The sequence below is a fragment of the Pantoea pleuroti genome, assembly GCF_014156615.1.
Lineage (GTDB): Bacteria > Pseudomonadota > Gammaproteobacteria > Enterobacterales > Enterobacteriaceae > Pantoea > Pantoea agglomerans.
The window spans coordinates 153,664-170,360 of the sequence record NZ_SBFD01000006.1 but is presented as its reverse complement, the minus strand read 5'-3'; the positions used below and the strand labels follow the sequence as shown (position 1 = coordinate 170,360).

Below are 16,697 nucleotides of genomic sequence, written 5' to 3'. Positions count from 1 at the left end.
ATATTACGGACCCGATCGCTTAGTTTTTTACGGTGATTTCCAGCTCTGGCGTATATTCTTCCAGCACTTTGCCCACAATCTGTAATGCCGCGCCCGGCAGCGCCAGTAATTCCTGCAACGCTTCTTTTGTTTCCGGCGTGACGATACGAACCAGAAAGTTATGCGCCGGGGAAACTTTATTTCCCATCGTGATTTCGTTGATATATTTGTTATAGGCGGTGACGTTCGGCGTAAAAGAAACGTCTTTGCCTGCGATGGTCATTTCAATTTTTTTATCACTCATGATTTTTTCTCTCTTAAATTAATTTCGTCAATAAGCTGGTTATGGCGCGCCGCGCAGGTTGAATAAATATCAATCCACTGAATTAATAATTCCGCTGCGGCTCTGCCGTTAGTTCCGGTTAATCGGGGAAGATTAACGGGACATTTAGTTTTTAGATTTTCCTGATAGGGTACGTTCTGCGTTTTCACTGGCGGCGTTGTACAGCCTGAAATAATCACCAGACAGGCAATCATTACTGAAAACAGGTTTCTCCAGTTCAGCGCGGATGCCTGCCGGTATCGCACCTTTTAATTCCTCCAGTTTGTTCTCAAGCTGCCTGGCGGATTCGCTTGCCACGCCCTGCAGCTGATCGCGCGTCCTGTCAGCGGCAATCCCGGCGGCACGCTCTGCGACCAGTTCCACGCTGTCGCGCTTCCACTCCGCCCCGGTCCATCCCGCCAGAAACGCCAGCCCCAGACCGGCCAGCACAAACAGCACGTCTCTGGCCATCAGCGCACACCGTTATGCTCAAGGCTGAAGTGGTTGCCGTCCGGATTCGACTTAAAACGCCCGCCCCAGCTGCCGCCCAGCGATTCCCAGTATTCACCCAGCGCCCGGTAATCTTCGGTGCGGGTTTTATACTCGCCGTTAACAAACAGGTTAAAATCCACCGCCAGCCGCTGCGTGTGCAGGCTGTTGGCGATGCCGCTGCCCTTCTTCGCATTCAGCGCGGCCTGCTCCGGCGTGCGGTAGGCTTCCCCGAACGTCAGGCGCATCCCGCGATCATTCGCCCAGGTGATCAGCTGTGCAATCAGCCCGGTAAATAACTGCTGCTTTTCCGATAGCGTCACTTTCACTTCTCCTTATCGTCACCACCCAGACGGCGGCGTAACCACATTTCGCAGAACTGATAACCCAGAATCCCCAGTCCCGCCCCGACCCCGTTTACCGCCAGCGGCGACATATCCGGGAACTGCACCAGCGCTGCGCCTGCCGCGACTGAAATGGCCGACCCCAGAATGACGCGCCCGGCAATCAGGCGCGGCGTGATTTTTTCATTACTGGCCAGCACTTTGCCCAGCGCGATAACCCCGCCGAGCAGCAGCAGCTGCATCAGTGTTTTTTCATGGTCCTGCATCGTATCCCCGTTAGCTGATCAGGCTTTCCGTTGCCGCCGCTTCCAGATACGGCACGCCGTTAATGTTCACGAACTTCGGACTGGTCACGAAGTATTTCACCTTGTGCGTGCTGATAGCGCCGCCCTTCGGATCGATATCCAGCACGTTACTCAGCACCAGTTTGCAGCCGAAGGCTTCCACCTTCGTTTCTTCGCTGCCGACCTTCGCATAAAACAGAAAGTCCAGCGTATCGATGCCGCGCCATGACCCGGCGGCACGCGCCTTCGCGGTCAGCTGCTGAAAGGTTTTGCTGCTCAGCTCAATCTCACCCTCTGCAGCGACTTCCCCGGCTACGTGTCCGTCAGGTACGCCGCGCGTGGACGCCGCCGCCGTGCTGTCCGTGATATCGAGTGAGATTTTTTCGACGTGAAGTAATTCCCCGTCGATGTTTACATCGAATGACTGACCGCTGATGCGCTGGCTCATGCTGCCCCCTCAGTGATGTCCAGGCTGGTATCCAGTAGCAGCCCCACGGTAATTTCCTTTGGTGATTCAACCGGACGCATCACGATATAAATCTCCACCTGTTTAGCGCTTTTCCAGCTGATTGAAACGTCACCGTCGCGCGGCGATTTCACCTCACCGGGGAAACGGATGCCGTTAATCTGGACTGACTGCGACATTTCACGTAGCGGCTTCGCAAAACTCTGCTGCGCGGCGGCAATGCTGCCCGGCGTGCTGTTCAGCGTGCGATCAGCAATTCGGGCGATGGCCAGCAGGCGCACGCGGCGCGCAATTTTGTCAGCAATACGCAGGTACTCGATAACCTGATAATCCCCGCCTTCCACATCCAGCGTGCGCCCGTCAGACCAGTAAAGCCCGTCATAGTCCGGATACCACATCGGCACGCTGAAACGCAGCGTTTCCAGCGCCTGCAGCGTGGCCAGCTCCAGCACTTTATCTGTGCCGTCCACCGGCAGACTGTCACTACCCAGACTTACCAGCGCCCCGGTTTTCACGCGCGCCGGGCTGTCAGCAATGGTCACGGCGCGATTACAGAGGCGGCCGGCCAGCACGCCCGGCTCATTTCCCCACAGGCGCGGAACCAGCTGCACCGCTGACGCAGAAATTCCGCTCTGCAGCTTGCTCATGCGCGTCAGATAATCCGCCCAGGCTTCGCCAGTCTCCGGACCGCCAACTGACAGAATGAACCACACCCAGCGCCCGAACTTCGCCAGCAGCGTGCTGCGAAGCGTGGCGGCAGCGTTAATCTCTTTCTTATCCGGAACATCCGCGCACAACACCACCCCTTCCATGGATGCCACCTGCTGCGCGCTCAGTACGGCATCTGCCCAGGCCGACAGCTCTGCATCTTCGGCCAGGACGTGAACGAATGCGGACCAGTTCTGACCGGCATTTTCCAGCGCGGCCATGACCTGACTTTTCAGCACCGAATCCGCCGCACCCAGCTGCGCATCAAAATCGGTCTGCGTATTAACCGCCAGCGTCTTCCCGGCGTTCGTTGCGCCGCGTCCGATAAAGAGCACGACGCGCTCAATATCCTTTGTTTCACCCTGCAGCTGATTAAGCTGATTGACCGTTACATTTGGCCAGCTCATACCCTTCCCCTGATATCCTGCGCATTAACGTCCCAGCCGTAGCCAATGGCCTGCAGCTGGCGCGCCAGCGCCTTATTGAAATCGTCGCTGCCCATCCCGAGAAACGGACGGGACGGCACATCGACAGTCCATACCGTTTTTGCCGCCCGCCCTGTCAGCTTGCGGATCAGCAGACCGGCCTGCGCATATCTCATCGTTTCGGTAATTTCCTTAAACGGCGGCTTACGCCACCGCTTCCCGCGCTTCACTTTGTAGCCCAGCTTTCGCAGCCGTTTAGCCTGCGCCAGTGTGGCCATTTTTCCCGCCGGTGCGGGGCGACCCGTTCCGCGTGCCCTGACGCTGGTTTTCATGCCTTCCTGCTGCGCATAACCCACGGTCCCGGCTGGTACTGCTTTGTCCCCGTTGCGATATCCACCGCCCTGCAGGTAAAGCCGCACGGCTTCAATTTCGGGCATTTCGCGGATGTGCAGCAGATTCGGCAGATTGCGCAGCATCTTCCCCCGGCGGCGCGTTTTTCTTGCCTGCCACGGCGTGCCGTCCGGAGACTGCTGATTTCGCACGTTGCGCTTTGCCGCCGGGATCACGCCATACTTCGCCATGCGCCAGATAAGCCGCTGGCGCTTTTTATCAGGCAGCTCCAGCTTTGCAATCTCGCGGCGCATGTCACGCAGCTGCGCGGCGTTAATCTCCGCCCCGAAAATCACTCCTCCACCTCCGTGTAAATCATCGCGCTCAGCGCCGTCCAGATTTCCGGATCGGCCAGCCGGTAACGCCCGCCCTGATAAGGAACCGGCCCGTCTTCATCCGGCACGATAATCAGCCGTTCCGCCATCGGCACCGTAACGGTCACAATTGCGGTTTCCTCGTCAATCAGCTCAATGTCCCAGTCCGGATCGGCATTCGTGATGCCGACCTGGCTGAATAAATCCCGGTCCTCTGTATCAGTCGCTTGCCACACTTCCAGCAGCGCCATAAGCAGACGCGGATCGCACTCACGGTACGGGAAGCGCTCCCAGATAAGCTCTGCGTCATAGCGGATCACCGAAAGCTGCACCTGCCCCAGCCCCATATCACGCGCGGCGGGGATGGTTTTCAGTCCCGTCATTTCGCTGGTAAATGACCGCATGGCACGCGGCGGCATTTCTGACTTAATGAAGCTGGTCAGTGATTCAAGCTGACTCTCTCTGCTCATACCTGCCTCACCGTGGCGCGTTTAAGCCCTTTAATCAGGCGGATAGTCACTGACGCCTCCGCCAGCAATCCCTTGCGCGTTTCATCGCTCTCCTGTCCCGGATGCGACTCGCGGCGGCCAACTGACGCAAACTCGCCCATAAGGTCCGCTTTTGCCCTGGCATACACCGCTTTTTTGTACTGCGCCGCCAGCTGACTGATGCCGTTCATGCTGACCCCCGGCACGTCAGCAGCGGTCTGATATCCTGCCGCCCGGTGCTTTTCCTGCACACCGGCAAGCCCACTGTTTACCTCTGCTGCCGCCGTAAGCAGCGCATTCGCCACGGTTTCCGCGTCCACGTCAGCCGGAATGCTGCGGCTGCGCTGGAAGTCTGACAGGTTCATATCCGGCCAGAATCCGTCATTGGTCAGCGGGCTGTCCTGGTATTCAATCGGCTTGCCACTGAACATAAAATCCCCCGTAAAAAGGTGGGCTGACCGGAATCCACGGCGCATTACACTGCGTGTTCTGCCCTCATCCGCGCCCACCCGGCTTGCGGTAGTCGTTATTCAGCCGTAAGCGCCCGGATACGCGCCGCAATGGTCTTGCGCATCGTGCCTACGCCTGCCTTGTGATACTTCGCCTCGGCGGCCGCCAGCAGCCGGTCAGCCTCAGACAGCGTTTCGACGCTATCTGACGCCGCCGCCCGCGCCTGTCCTGATTCATCACGCAGCAGCAGCAGCCCCGCGAATTTGAACCATTTGGCGGTGATTTCCTCGTGCAGCCGCCAGCGCTGCGTGACGTTCTCAAACGTCCGCGAGAAATAAGGCTCTAAGTCTTCACCCGCCTGGCTTGCCTGCTCTGCCCAGTTCATCATCTGATCGGCCACAAAGACCGGGAATCGTGATTTGATGTTCTCCGGCGTGGCCTGCTCCTGTGCAATGGCAATGTCTGCCCAGTCCAGCGCCTGATCGAACTCGCCTACGTCAAACAGCCAGACAACGCAGTACGCGAACACCGGATTGGCATACACGCGGCCCAGTTCGAGATAGCTTTCTACCGTGGGCATCCACTTCGGCAGCAGCACATCACGCTTCATCTCCACGCGCTCTGCCGTTGTACCGAGACTGCGTAATACCGCCACGTCTTCCATGATTTCCTGCATCTGCAGGTGAAGGCTGGCCGTGGTGTTCACTTCCTCAAGCCGCGCCTGCTGCTGCTGCATGGTCACGCGCTGGCTGTGTCGCTGTGCGGGTGAAAGACTCATGGTTAGCCCTCTGCCGGTTCGGTCACCTTGCCGATGGTCACCGCATTTTCGTCAATAGCCGCATACAGCTCCGGCTCCTCAACGGCGTAACCCTCATTGCGCAGGTACTTGTTTTCGTACTGTTTGCGGTCTTCCACAAACTCCGCCTTACGCTGACGCGTGCCGCGCTGCGTGTAGATGTGCAGGTTTGACAGTGGCGTGACCACCATGCGCTTGCCTGGCATAAACGGCGGAATAATCGCGGTGCGCCCGGCAATGGTGCTGCCCAGCATCTGCGCGGCGATTTTCTCCGTGGGCTTGTCCGCCTTCTGATAGAGGCGGTATTGCTCCGCCGCGACCAGATCGGCCCCGACCAGCACCACCAGACGCGGATCGTTACGGAACTGCGCCGGAATTTTGGCGTTAATCAGGTCAGAGGCCATCGCATCCAGCGAGTGATAATCACCGGCATCGTCCAGGGTGACCGCATCGGTCATAATCTGGTAACCGTCTTTGAAGCCTTTCATGCGCTGATGCCAGCCAATATTGACGTCTTCGCCGTTCGGGTTTTTCTCCGGATCGGTTGTCGTCGCCACCTCTTTGCCGTTAAAGCCAATGCGCAGCATGTCCAGCGCAAACGCCTGATTCGAAAACGTCTGTACCAGCTGGAAAAACTCACCTTCATCACCGGCGTTTGCCCACAGTGAAAGCAGATCCCATTTCAGCGCCGCGCAGGAATCGGTTTCGACCAGCTTGTAATCGTTGCCTTCCACACCGACTTTGCGACGGAAACGCCCGTCAGCCACACGCCCTGTGTGAAGTGCCGACGCACCTACCGAAACAACCTGGCCGCTCAGCTGGTCCACGTCTGCCACGGTGATCATGTTCAGGAACTCCACGGACTCCAGCAGCGCAGCGCGGAGGCTGGTTTCCTGCGGATCGGTGAGGCTGAATGCGCGGGCCGGATTCGTCACGCTGTAATGCTCCGCCAGTCCGGCAGAGAAAGCGTCAATGAATGCCAGTGCGCGTTTGTTTAACTTCATAAATAACCCTCTCGCAAATAATGCGACTTATAGAAACTTCCCTGACGAAGGCGAAATTAGATGAATTTAAATTTGCGGCTTTCCTGCTTATCGCCGGGCTTACGCTTCGGCAGCTGTGTAATCTTGTTATCCAGCTTTCCAAAGTTTTTAATGACTGCCCCGATATTTTCACGCAGCGTTGCAAATTCCTGCGTATCCACCACTTCGGCAATGGTATCCACATCTTCCTGCGTGGAAGCCAGCTGCGTTTCGATTGCAGACACACGGCCTTCCAGATTATTCAGGGCTTCAGCCAGCGCCTGTAATTTGTCGCTGTCTTCAGGCGCGTCAGTATTCACGTCATCTTCAGCGAATTTTTTAGGCTGAATGCCAAACAGCTTTTGCCAGTTTTTCATTTTTGTTTCCTGTTCCACTTTTCCATTCCGGCCAAACTTATAGCGATAGCAGCCGGGTTTGATTTTTTTGCGCTGGCTAAAGCGCATACGTGAAGTGCCCACGCTGGCAGGCGAGTCCGTTGCCGCCAGCCCTTCGAGATAGCTGCGCCCTGTGCCGCGAAAGTTTCCGTCTTCGGTAAGCTCTACCGAAAAATAAAGAAGCTGATCGCGTTTATTGGCTTCAATCAGGCTCATGTTCGGACTGATTTTTGCGTAAAGCCTCACCAGCCCGTCATCACCCTCCTGCCACATCACCTGTTTTACGCAGCCCCCATTTCCGTAATCGCGTTCATGCTCCGGCCAAATAAGTGCGGCGTATAATTCAGGGTCATATGTTTCAGCAGCATCAATTAACCATTCCCGTTTTAATTCGCGGCGGTCAACCGTATCTCCCTCGGTGGCAATACACAGCCAGTCAGTACATAACTGTGACATATATTTTCCTGCCCTCCGTAACAGCAGAGCCATTATTAATGAATTAACCGCCTGCCGCATCCTGACAAATTCCACTGTGTTCGGATAAAGGCAATTAGACGAACCATAAAGAATCAAACCGGGATTTTTATTTACTCTGCATCGGCATAATAGCGCTCAGGCAAATAAAGGAATGAAATTATCGGATGGCTAAATACAGTGAAGAATTACGCGGCGTTGCGCGCGCCCTGTATTTAAGGCGGTATACGCCGAAGGAAATTGCCAGTGAATTAAATCTGCCGAATGCGCGGATCATTTATTACTGGGCAGAAAAGGAAGGCTGGGCAGATATGCTGAGCCACGAAAGCACTGAAGATGCGATTGAGCGCCGCATCCAGCTGCTGACCGGACGCGACGGCAAAACAGAGCTGGAACTTAAAGAACTGGATCAGCTGATTGCCCATGCGGTAAAGCTGCGCGCGCAGCATAACAAACACAAAGAGAAGCTGGCCGCCGCGCGCCCGGCATCCACTGGCGGCAGCGATGAGGAAAGCGACCAGCCGCGCGGTAAGCGAAAATACAACAAAAATGACGTATCCGGACTGACGGAAGACGACCTGAATCTATGGGCTGAAGAACACCTGTTTGGCTACCAGAAACACCTGCGCCTGAACATCAGCCAGCAGGTGCGAAACATTCTCAAAAGCCGCCAGATCGGTGCGACCTGGTATTTTGCTTTTGAGGCGTTTGAAAACGCTGTGCTGACCGGTGATCCGCAGATTTTCCTTTCCGCTTCGCGCGCGCAGGCGGAAGTTTTCCGCTCGTATATCGTCAACATCGCACAGGAATACTTCGGCATCACCCTCACCGGCAACCCTATCCGCCTGAGCAATGGCGCAGAGCTGCGCTTTCTGTCCACAAACAAGAATACGGCGCAGTCATACAGCGGCCACCTCTACTGTGACGAATATTTCTGGGTTCCAAACTTCGCGCGGCTGAATGAAGTGGCCTCTGCGATGGCCACACACGACAAATGGCGCACCACCTACTTTTCAACGCCGTCAGCCAAAACGCACCAGGCTTACCCGTTCTGGACCGGCGAAGAATGGAAGAAAGGCAGCAAAAAACGCGCCGCCGTGGTGTTCCCCACGTTTAGCGCCATGCGCGACGGCGGACGCCTCTGCCCGGATGGCCAGTGGCGCTATGTCATCACGATGGAAGACGCCATTGCCAACGGCTTTAACCTCGCCAGCATCGACAAGCTGCGCAACCGCTACAGCAAAGACACTTTCGATATGCTGTACATGTGCGTGTTCGTTGACAGTAAAGACGCCGTATTCAGCTTTTCCGACCTGGAAAAATGCGGCACTGATATCACGTTCTGGCAGGACCACGACCCGAAAGCGCGCCGCCCGTTTGGCGATCGTCCTGTCTGGGGCGGTTATGACCCTGCCCGCTCCGGCGACCTGTCAACCTTCGTGATTATGGCCCCGCCGGTGCTGGCCGGTGAGAAGTTCCGCGTGCTGGCTATCATCAACTGGCGCGGCATGAACTTCCGATATCAGGCCAGCGAGATCAAGAAACTCTTTGCCCGGTACAACTTCACCTATCTGGGCGTAGACGTGACCGGCATCGGCCAGGGCGTTTACGACAACATCCACCCGTTTGCCATGCGCGTGCTTAAACCTATCCGCTACGACCTGAGCACTAAAAACCGTCTGGTGCTTAAGGCGGCAGACGTCATTGAAAGCGGACGCATTGAATGGGATGCGGACCTGAAAGAGGTGGCCGCGTCGTTTATGTCCATCCGGCGCGCCGTCACGAAATCAGGCAGCGCGGTGACCTTCGTCGCTGATCGCACGGCAGAAACCGGCCACGCAGAGGCAGCCTGGGCAATTATGCACGGTCTGGACAATGAGCCGCTCAACTACGAGCACAAACCTAAATCCAAATGGAAGTTTCAGAAGGCAGCATGAAAAAACGATATAAGCAACGCGCCAGCGGCGCACAGCAGGCGGCAGGTAAGCGCAAAATGTCCGTGCTGCGCTTCGGCAAGCCTGAACCAGTCCTGACCACCGGCACCGATTATCGTGATGTGTGGTATGACAACGATTTTGATCACTACAGTCTGCCGATTGACCGCCTTGCACTGGCGCAGCTGGTAAATCTCAACGGCCAGCATGGTGGCATCCTGCACGCGCGTAAAAATATGGTGCTGTCGGATTACCTGGGCGGCGGTCTGACGTTTGACAGCCTTGAGGCTGGCGCGATGGATTTGCTGACGTTCGGGGATCTGGCGCTCGTTAAAATCCGCAACGGCTGGGGTGACGTGGTTGCCCTGGAACCGATGCCCGGCCTTTATATGCGCCGCCGCAGAGACGGTGAATTTGTGGTGCTGCAGCAGGGTGAACCGCTGGTTTACGCTGAAGAGGATGTGATTTTTATCCGGATGTATGACCCGCAGCAGCAGATTTACGGCCTGCCGGATTATATCGGCGGCATTCACTCAGCCCTGCTCAACAGCGAAGCAGTGATTTTCCGCCGCCGGTATTATCACAACGGCGCACACACCGGCGGCATTCTCTACACCACAGACCCAAACATGACGGATGAGGTTGAAGAAGAGATAGAGCAGCAGCTGGCCAACAGCAAAGGGATCGGAAATTTCAGCACTATTCTGGTGAACATCCCCGGCGGCGATAAGGAAGGCGTGCAGTTTATCCAGATGGGGGATATCGGCGCGAAAGATGAATTTGCCAACGTGAAGAACATCAGCGCGCAGGACGTGCTGAACGCGCACCGCTTTCCGGCTGGCCTTTCGGGGATTATTCCGCAGAACACTTCCGGCCTGGGTGACCCGGAAAAGGTGGAAGCCACCTATAAGAAAAACGAGGTTGCTCCACTCCAGCGCCGACTGATGATGGCGGTGAACGGTGATCCGGAAGTACCGGAACACCTTCACCTGAAATTTGACCAGCAATCAAAAAACAAGGATGCGGCATGAGGCGTAATCGGATAAAATCCAGGCAAACTTACGACGCCGGAGCCGCAAATATGCGCGTGTTAAAAATTGAGTGCCCAGAGTGCAAATCAAAGGCGGTCATCCGTAAAACAAATCGCAAACATCGCGATATTGCTGATATTTATTGCTCATGTGCAGACGTTGAATGTGGACATACTTTTGTTATGAATTTGACGTTTTCCCACACAATCAGCCCTAGCGCCAAAAAAGGCGATTTACTGATTCAGCAGGTAATCAGCGGCATGTCAGCAGAACAAAAACAGCTGACTTTAAAACTTCTGCAGGCATCCTAATAAGAACGCCCCTCACTAACTGGGGCGCTTCTCCTCGCTTCGCTTTTCAGGTCAGCTAAAAGGTCTTCCGTCAGTTCACCCAGCCATTCATCAAGTAATGCGCGGCGTTTATCTTCCACCAGTGAATGAGTCATCATTTTCACTATAAAATCAATCCGTTCCACCTTAACTATCTGACTTAACGACGCAGACATTTCAACCTCCCTTACATTAAATACTGTATAACCATACAGTATAATATTCATTACGAAATATGAATCCTTTTTTGGGATTTATCTACTATAAACATGCGCTAACACCTTGAATTAGCCTGAAGACCACCCCGGCCAGCACTCGTTTTTATTGGTATCAGCAACGTCTATAAGTCGCTCCGCCTGATACTTCAAAAGACCATGCCCCCTGAAAGAGATCGCGGCCCCGCTTAAAAGCCGGTCAATTTCTTCATCACTGCCTTCAAACCCCCTGGCTTTCAGCTCCACTTCTAACCTGCGGCGCTTCGGCCCCGTACAGTTATTGACAGAACTCCAAGGGGCGGCGTTGCCGCCAGAAAAGCCAGCCTCCGCTGACGCTTCGGCCAGTTTGGCGACCTTTTCCCACTTAACCAGACGTGTTGGCACTTCCGAACCAGCAGCACGCGGACAATAAACCCCCTGAACCCGCTGAACATCTTCACCGTACTCATTACCGCATTCGGTGATTTCATAAGCCAGACGCACAACCAGATCGCACCGGGCAACGAGCGGACCGCCCTGCGCCTGCGTGTATGCAGCCCAGTCAACAGCCACGCTTGCAGATGCCAGAACCGCATCCATTTCCGGCTGCTCAATCTGCTGGTCACCGAGCCTGCGCAGTTCACGCCACACCGTCACCGGCGCACCGCCAATCTGCTGAAACTGACGGATACGCCAGCGTGATGCCCAGGCTGAAACGGCTTTTGCCATTTCACGCGCGTTACCGCCCGTTTCGCCGTCGCTTTCTTCATCAAGCGCATACCCGTCGATGTTTTTAGAGATGTATTTTGCGATGTAGCCCGTTGCGCTCCCTTTGGTGGGATCAATTGGCTCAACGTGAAAACGTGCTTTTAACGCCTTCTCTGTGTTCAGTTCCTCACTGTCAGCAATCCGCGCGTGGTAACACATAATGTCACGTACTTCTTCAACGTGTTCCGGACGCATGAAAAGCAGCATGTGCCAGTGTGGTGTTCCATCGTGATGCGGTTCCACAACGCGGAAGCCGAAAACGTGTATACCAGCACGGGACAGCGCTGCACGGATTTTTGCCCAGACAGAGCAGAGATATTTTTGAGTGTCGCGTGGGTTTGCCCCGTTCCACTGTGAAACGAATCCACCTTTGCTGTGTACGGCGTGAAAACGTGACGGCGCAGTGATCGTGTAAAAATCACCGGCATAGCCTTCATGATTGGCGATATCCTCAAACCCGCGCATACGTGCCATTAACTCACAGCGTCGAATAGCCGGATTAGCATTGCTGCGGTTGACCATATCGGCCAGCGCAATGCGATCACCCTCCTCATTAATCAGATCAAACTTTTTGAAAAATTCACGGTTACGCTTTTTCTGTTCCGCCCATTCTCCGAGTGTTCCGCGTGAAACGTAAGGACTGGCGGCCTTCTGGACCTGCCCCACAGCAATAGCCATATGCTCACGGTGCAGATCACGACGACGCTGCAGACGAACCCGCCACCATTCAGGTGACATCATGCGCAGAATCGCGCTTTCAGCGTTGCGACGTTTAATCTTGCCGGTCTTCTTAACGGACAGCCAGAAAGGCGGCGTGGTGCCGCATTTCAGTGCTTCCTGCGCCAGAAATACATAACCCTGTGCTGTGCGTTGCTTCAGCTCGTCTTCATCAGGTTTATCGTCGGGCGCGGTCATTTCTGCCCAGGAGTGGAAAGCCTCGCCTAAGTGACTGGCAATGTTATAAGCCAGATCACGCACACGGTCCCGATCATAGCCTGGCAGATCATCAAGGTTATCTTTGAAAGGTGAAGGCATGCCGGTTGAGTAATCACGCTGCCATGCTGCGTTAACAAGTTTCAGACGTGGCAATACGCTCTTACCGATAGTGTTGCGTAAGAACGTATTGGCACGGCGGCGACCGTCTTTAGGTGACTTTAGAAGTGTTTCATATCGCTGGCCAAAATATCCGGACAGGTAATCCGGAATATCATGCAGGTACTGGCTGCGCCACCCATGATCGGTGGAATCACAATGCCAGAGTTTAAGTTCCGTATGGGTGATGCCCTGCGGTGCGCCAGGCGCAAAGAACTCACGCCGCATTTTATTTACGGCGTGGTATTCACCCTGTAACAAATCAGACTGTGCTTCAGACATTGACAACCTGCTGCGCGCTCAACTTTTCAAACGCAACATCTGTCAGCTCTGTAAGACGTCGCGTTTCACTGACGAATGCGGCGAACGTATCCATATCCCCCTGAAGCACCAGCCGCCCGATAACGTCCGAAATGAGATCGCGCAGCAGCAGAATCTTACTGCTGTAAATGGCCATAGTCTGCGGCACCTGCTCCCGGATACCATCGACTTTCACCCATCCCAGTTTTTCCAGCGCAATAAGCATGTTTCCACCCAGCTGCTTAGGGCTGATCGCACGCAGGAAATAAACATCATCAATCCTGACTCTCATAGCGCTACACTCTCCACTTTTGCAGCAGGTATACCTGCGGCGGAAGTTTCCGAGGCAGTACTGTTAACCCTATAGCTCTCTTGCTCCCACTTTCCCCGGCCTGAATATTCCGGCATCATTCCCGCTGCATGAGAAAGTATTTTCATCGCATTGAACAGCACAGCAAATCCCGAATGGAAACTTAGATTTTTTAAGGAATTTTTATGAAAGACACATACCTTGATGGCGTAGAGCGCGCGACGATTGACGACAAAATTGATGCCATCGCTAAGAAAATGGCGAAGAAAGAAATGGGCGGTATGCCCATGGTGACTGCAGTTCAAAATGAAAGAGGCGAAGTCTACAGGGTAATAACAGTTGATGGTCTGAGTGCTTATATCGCACTGGTACAATCGATCGCTGGTTTGGGCCTTGAAGATGTTCATAAAGATAATTTAAATCCCGGTAAGTACGATTCATTGTTTGTTTTCAAATAGCCTTCAGGCGGCAGATGCCGCCTTTTCAGCTCACTTCGCAAAGTATTTACGGACGTAACTCTGCAATTCTGTCCTGCTTGCCAGTGCTCTGAACTCAACACTGCTTTTAAATTGATACTTCGCGATGTATTTCCCTTTGTTTTTCATTCCAGCGTTTACTGCCATAGCGCACCGCCTTTGCCGTCAATGGCTTCGGCTTCCTGCCGGATCAGTTCAACAATCTCAACAGCAGGCAGCCCTTGATTGGCTGCGTGCGTGGCCAGACGATCAAGGCGGCCCGACAGCTTAGTTGCCATATCCTTGCCACCTTCAACACGCGCCTGCTTGCACAGCTCCTGAACCAGTTCAGTGCTGCCGGCCGCTTCTTTGTTTAAATCCTGACGGGTCATTCTCATGGCGTTTTCTCCATTTCAGAGCGCACGAATCCCCGGCTATCCGATGGAAAGCCAAAAAAACGTGCGACGGGTTATTAGTGCTTAAACAGCGAATTAAGGATCGAGGAACGGAAAGGCTTCACATGCATCTGCGACTGGTTAGGTGATGACAGCGAATGTAATTCGTAAGATACGCTCCACCATGACCGGATAAGCGCCACAACGGGCGATACTCCGAGGAAGCCAGCTGCAAAGTAAATCGCGCGGATTGCGCTCAGCGCTTCAGTCTGCTGTGTGTGGGTTTCCGCCTCGCGGAATGCACGACACCAGAAAGCAGAACTTACCAGCAGCCACTGTATTTTATCGTCCAGGTGGATCGTGTCATTGAAGACGAAAGACTTAAGTGCAACCGTGCTGCCTTCGGCGTCACATTTGCTGATGAAGAACTCTGCATAATCCGGGTTAACGCCCCAGTTGCGGAAATCTTCAAGCAGCCCTTTTTTTTCAACGGTGATGATGTTCATAACATTTCCTCAGTGGGCGCGATTGTCAGCGGGTTTACGCAGTTGCTGCCGCGCCTTTATCAGCTCATGTACTGGTGTTCCCGGTACAGTGGGCACTGATCGCGCTGCGTTCAGCGCGCTCGGTGATAGTTTCTTTTCCTGTTGAAACGCCAGCGGCCCCAGCCCCTTGAACATTTCAACCATGCATTTCAGACGCTGCAGGCCGCGCTTAATCTGGTGTAATTCGTGGTCAGTGAACTGGCCCCACGAATAACGACAGTGACGCGCCTTTAAGCCTGCGGCGTGCAGAATAATTCCGCGCTGATGTTCACTAAGCCGCTCCCAGATGCTGTATGCCTGTGTGCTATGGCCAGAAACCATCTGGCGCAGCACGCCCAGCCATTTTTCATCGTTTGCATTCATGCTTTGCCTCATGATTTTTACGGGTAAAAGCAGGATTCCAGCGCTGCCCGTTTGGCAGCTGGATGGTGCCGTGGCCATACGCAGGCAGCTGCTTCGATGGCGACTGGCGCTTTAGCAGATTCACGAATACGAACATGTTCACCTCACGCAACGATGCCAGGCATTGAGGCGCTTACCACATCAACGGCAGCAGCCAACACCGGCACGGTTTGAAAACGACTTTCAACGGAATAGACGAGTAAAGACAGGCTGCGAATAGCATCACTGGCTCTGTTAAGAATCTGATTGCGGCGTGCAACGGTCATCTTTTCCGTTGAAACCGCTTCCCCAGCGATTACCCCGACACTGGCCACAGCAGTTAATGCGCAAAACTGCATGTTTTCAGGTCTGGCGTTGTTAACCGGTACAGAAGGCTGGCAATTAATCTGCCGCAGAAAACCATCCAGAATGGTTGGGTCTTCGGTTAGGTCGATGATCGCTAGCAGTTCAGGCAATGTCAGTTGGTGCGACTGGTCCGGATTCAGCTTGTTACGCAGTGTGGCCGGTTGCATTCCTACTTTTTTAGCCAGTTCTGTGACGTTATGTGCCAGCGAAAACTGGCGGCAGGCATCATCAAGATGGTTTCGTACTGAAACTTTATAATCGTACATGATTCGCACCTTACGAATTGATAGCCTGGAATTACGCGTTAAACGAAACGTTGCATTCGCTTAATGCCATGACGGTCAGAGCAGCCATGTTGACTTCAACCAAGCCTTTTTTTTGAGCACCTTTTGGCTTGATAGGCAGCTTTCCGTAAGAAATCAGGTTTTCAGCAGTACTTTTGGACATGCCAGTACGGCGGCAATATTCGTCTAAAGGGATGTAAGGATCAGGGATCACGATTGTAATGTTAGGACGCATAATGCAAACTCCATTCGTTTAATGGATACGCCAATATCCATCAGTATCAGCCAATATAGCTTAAAACTACACAACGGAGACAGGCTATCTCGTAAAAAACTACATGTCAACAGCAATGTAGCCTTACGCGATGGGGGTGCTTATGCAAAAACTACAATTTGATATGGGTGGCGACAGTGCTCCAGTTCTAGACCGAGTCATTGAGGCTTATGGTTTTAGTACAAAAATTATGCTGGCTGATCACTTGGGTATTGCTTCAAGCAGCCTGGCTGGTAGGTATAAACGTGGTGGCTTTCCTGCGGATATTGTTGTTCGTTGCATGGCAGAAACAGGTGCCAATCTGGAATGGTTAGCTACAGGTTGTGGGCCTAAGTTTAATGATGAAGCTTTGGACATCCTTAAGTTATCCCGCCGTAAAATTGTTGATGGCCAATTGTATGAAGCAGGATTTTATCTCTTGGATAAAGCTTCGTTTCTACCGGGCAGACAAGTACCTCAAGAAGCTATATGCGTTGTTGATGGGACCACTCAATACATAGTTGATCAAAAGTTTTCAGAAATTTATGACGATGAATGGTTGGTGGAGATAGAAGGAAAAGTCAGCGTCAGGACAATAACTCGAATCCCTATTAAAAAGGTTAGAGTTAGTGGTGTGGGCATGGCGTTTGATTGTTCTATTGAAGATATCAGCGTACTGGGGCGCGTTGTACTTACAATAAAATAATAGGGAAT

At 53.8% G+C, this 16,697-nt stretch carries 27 protein-coding genes; 5 read left to right on the top strand and 22 right to left on the bottom strand.

The window, feature by feature from the left end; translation table 11 throughout:
• Positions 1-19 precede the first annotated feature (19 nt).
• From EPG66_RS15490 to EPG66_RS15435, 13 genes are all read right to left on the bottom strand, one after another.
• Entirely contained in the window at positions 20-283 is a 264-nt protein-coding gene (locus EPG66_RS15490) for a putative phage tail assembly chaperone (RefSeq protein ID WP_182687453.1), read from the bottom strand.
• Positions 280-501, bottom strand: a complete 222-nt coding sequence (lysC, locus tag EPG66_RS23075; protein ID WP_425010178.1) for an Rz1-like lysis system protein LysC — start codon at positions 499-501, stop codon at positions 280-282. Before lysC ends, EPG66_RS15490 begins: the two co-directional genes overlap by 4 nt.
• On the bottom strand, positions 428-772 hold the full coding sequence (locus EPG66_RS15485; protein ID WP_137241214.1) for a hypothetical protein: 345 nt from the start codon (positions 770-772) through the stop codon (positions 428-430). The genes lysC and EPG66_RS15485 overlap by 74 nt, the downstream gene beginning before the upstream one ends.
• The gene (locus tag EPG66_RS15480) at positions 772-1,113 is read right to left on the bottom strand and encodes a M15 family metallopeptidase (RefSeq protein WP_182687451.1); all 342 of its coding nucleotides are present in this window, start codon (positions 1,111-1,113) and stop codon (positions 772-774) included. The genes EPG66_RS15485 and EPG66_RS15480 overlap by 1 nt, the downstream gene beginning before the upstream one ends.
• Positions 1,114-1,115: 2 nt before the next feature.
• Positions 1,116-1,400, bottom strand: a complete 285-nt coding sequence (locus EPG66_RS15475) for a phage holin family protein (RefSeq protein WP_182687449.1) — start codon at positions 1,398-1,400, stop codon at positions 1,116-1,118.
• A 10-nt stretch (positions 1,401-1,410) separates the two neighbouring features.
• Complete coding sequence (locus tag EPG66_RS15470; RefSeq protein WP_137241211.1) at positions 1,411-1,866, bottom strand: phage protein; 456 nt, start codon at positions 1,864-1,866, stop codon at positions 1,411-1,413.
• Positions 1,863-2,999 (bottom strand): DUF2586 domain-containing protein, encoded by a 1,137-nt coding sequence (locus EPG66_RS15465; RefSeq protein WP_182687448.1) that lies wholly within the window; start codon positions 2,997-2,999, stop codon positions 1,863-1,865. The genes EPG66_RS15470 and EPG66_RS15465 overlap by 4 nt, the downstream gene beginning before the upstream one ends.
• A complete protein-coding gene (locus EPG66_RS15460) occupies positions 2,996-3,703 on the bottom strand; it encodes a phage virion morphogenesis protein (RefSeq protein ID WP_182687446.1) in 708 nt (235 codons plus the stop codon). The genes EPG66_RS15465 and EPG66_RS15460 overlap by 4 nt, the downstream gene beginning before the upstream one ends.
• Positions 3,700-4,191: a phage tail protein gene (locus tag EPG66_RS15455; RefSeq protein WP_182687444.1), complete on the bottom strand. Its 492-nt coding sequence runs from the start codon at positions 4,189-4,191 to the stop codon at positions 3,700-3,702. Before EPG66_RS15455 ends, EPG66_RS15460 begins: the two co-directional genes overlap by 4 nt.
• Positions 4,188-4,640, bottom strand: coding sequence for a head completion/stabilization protein (locus EPG66_RS15450; RefSeq protein ID WP_182687442.1), 453 nt, complete (start codon positions 4,638-4,640; stop codon positions 4,188-4,190). The genes EPG66_RS15455 and EPG66_RS15450 overlap by 4 nt, the downstream gene beginning before the upstream one ends.
• 95 nt (positions 4,641-4,735) lie before the next feature.
• Entirely contained in the window at positions 4,736-5,437 is a 702-nt protein-coding gene (gpM, locus tag EPG66_RS15445) for a phage terminase small subunit (RefSeq protein WP_182687440.1), read from the bottom strand.
• 2 nt (positions 5,438-5,439) lie between these two features.
• Positions 5,440-6,459 (bottom strand): phage major capsid protein, P2 family, encoded by a 1,020-nt coding sequence (locus tag EPG66_RS15440; protein WP_182687438.1) that lies wholly within the window; start codon positions 6,457-6,459, stop codon positions 5,440-5,442.
• Positions 6,460-6,515: 56 nt separating this feature from the next.
• Complete coding sequence (locus EPG66_RS15435; protein ID WP_182687532.1) at positions 6,516-7,328, bottom strand: GPO family capsid scaffolding protein; 813 nt, start codon at positions 7,326-7,328, stop codon at positions 6,516-6,518.
• Positions 7,329-7,513: 185 nt separating this feature from the next.
• On the opposite strand from EPG66_RS15435, the gene EPG66_RS15430 reads away from it, so the two are divergent.
• Genes EPG66_RS15430 through EPG66_RS15420 form a run of 3 tightly spaced genes read left to right on the top strand, consistent with a single transcriptional unit; the run spans position 7,514 to position 10,622 of the window.
• Positions 7,514-9,283 (top strand): terminase large subunit domain-containing protein, encoded by a 1,770-nt coding sequence (locus EPG66_RS15430; protein WP_182687436.1) that lies wholly within the window; start codon positions 7,514-7,516, stop codon positions 9,281-9,283.
• On the top strand, positions 9,280-10,311 hold the full coding sequence (locus EPG66_RS15425) for a phage portal protein (RefSeq protein WP_246379402.1): 1,032 nt from the start codon (positions 9,280-9,282) through the stop codon (positions 10,309-10,311). Before EPG66_RS15430 ends, EPG66_RS15425 begins: the two co-directional genes overlap by 4 nt.
• Positions 10,308-10,622, top strand: a complete 315-nt coding sequence (locus EPG66_RS15420; protein WP_182687432.1) for an Ogr/Delta-like zinc finger protein — start codon at positions 10,308-10,310, stop codon at positions 10,620-10,622. Before EPG66_RS15425 ends, EPG66_RS15420 begins: the two co-directional genes overlap by 4 nt.
• Here EPG66_RS15420 and EPG66_RS15415 read toward each other — a convergent pair.
• Genes EPG66_RS15415 through EPG66_RS15405 form a run of 3 tightly spaced genes read right to left on the bottom strand, consistent with a single transcriptional unit; the run spans position 10,619 to position 13,286 of the window.
• Positions 10,619-10,867, bottom strand: coding sequence for a hypothetical protein (locus tag EPG66_RS15415; protein ID WP_182687430.1), 249 nt, complete (start codon positions 10,865-10,867; stop codon positions 10,619-10,621). The two genes, EPG66_RS15420 and EPG66_RS15415, sit on opposite strands and share 4 nt — an antisense overlap.
• A gap of 60 nt (positions 10,868-10,927) precedes the next feature.
• Positions 10,928-12,976 (bottom strand): replication endonuclease, encoded by a 2,049-nt coding sequence (locus EPG66_RS15410; protein WP_182687428.1) that lies wholly within the window; start codon positions 12,974-12,976, stop codon positions 10,928-10,930.
• Entirely contained in the window at positions 12,969-13,286 is a 318-nt protein-coding gene (locus EPG66_RS15405) for a DUF5405 family protein (protein WP_182687426.1), read from the bottom strand. The genes EPG66_RS15410 and EPG66_RS15405 overlap by 8 nt, the downstream gene beginning before the upstream one ends.
• A gap of 203 nt (positions 13,287-13,489) precedes the next feature.
• Here EPG66_RS15405 and EPG66_RS15400 point away from each other — a divergent pair, with 203 nt between their 5' ends.
• Entirely contained in the window at positions 13,490-13,762 is a 273-nt protein-coding gene (locus EPG66_RS15400; RefSeq protein WP_137241198.1) for a hypothetical protein, read from the top strand.
• A 155-nt stretch (positions 13,763-13,917) separates the two neighbouring features.
• Here EPG66_RS15400 and EPG66_RS15395 read toward each other — a convergent pair whose 3' ends face one another.
• The 6 genes from EPG66_RS15395 to EPG66_RS15370 form a co-directional block, all read right to left on the bottom strand.
• Positions 13,918-14,157 carry a DUF2732 family protein gene (locus EPG66_RS15395; RefSeq protein WP_182687424.1) on the bottom strand — a complete coding sequence of 80 codons (240 nt, stop codon included), beginning with the start codon at positions 14,155-14,157 and terminating at the stop codon, positions 13,918-13,920.
• A gap of 74 nt (positions 14,158-14,231) precedes the next feature.
• Entirely contained in the window at positions 14,232-14,660 is a 429-nt protein-coding gene (locus EPG66_RS15390) for a hypothetical protein (RefSeq protein ID WP_182687422.1), read from the bottom strand.
• 9 nt (positions 14,661-14,669) lie between these two features.
• A complete protein-coding gene (locus EPG66_RS15385; RefSeq protein ID WP_182687420.1) occupies positions 14,670-15,062 on the bottom strand; it encodes a hypothetical protein in 393 nt (130 codons plus the stop codon).
• Positions 15,046-15,198, bottom strand: coding sequence for a phage filamentation protein Fil family protein (locus EPG66_RS15380; RefSeq protein ID WP_182687419.1), 153 nt, complete (start codon positions 15,196-15,198; stop codon positions 15,046-15,048). Before EPG66_RS15380 ends, EPG66_RS15385 begins: the two co-directional genes overlap by 17 nt.
• Before the next feature lie 7 nt (positions 15,199-15,205).
• Positions 15,206-15,712, bottom strand: coding sequence for a phage regulatory CII family protein (locus EPG66_RS15375; RefSeq protein ID WP_182687417.1), 507 nt, complete (start codon positions 15,710-15,712; stop codon positions 15,206-15,208).
• 31 nt (positions 15,713-15,743) lie between these two features.
• Positions 15,744-15,965, bottom strand: a complete 222-nt coding sequence (locus EPG66_RS15370; RefSeq protein WP_182687415.1) for a helix-turn-helix transcriptional regulator — start codon at positions 15,963-15,965, stop codon at positions 15,744-15,746.
• A 142-nt stretch (positions 15,966-16,107) separates the two neighbouring features.
• Here EPG66_RS15370 and EPG66_RS15365 point away from each other — a divergent pair, with 142 nt between their 5' ends.
• A complete protein-coding gene (locus tag EPG66_RS15365; protein WP_182687414.1) occupies positions 16,108-16,689 on the top strand; it encodes a phage repressor protein CI in 582 nt (193 codons plus the stop codon).
• Positions 16,690-16,697 lie beyond the last annotated feature (8 nt).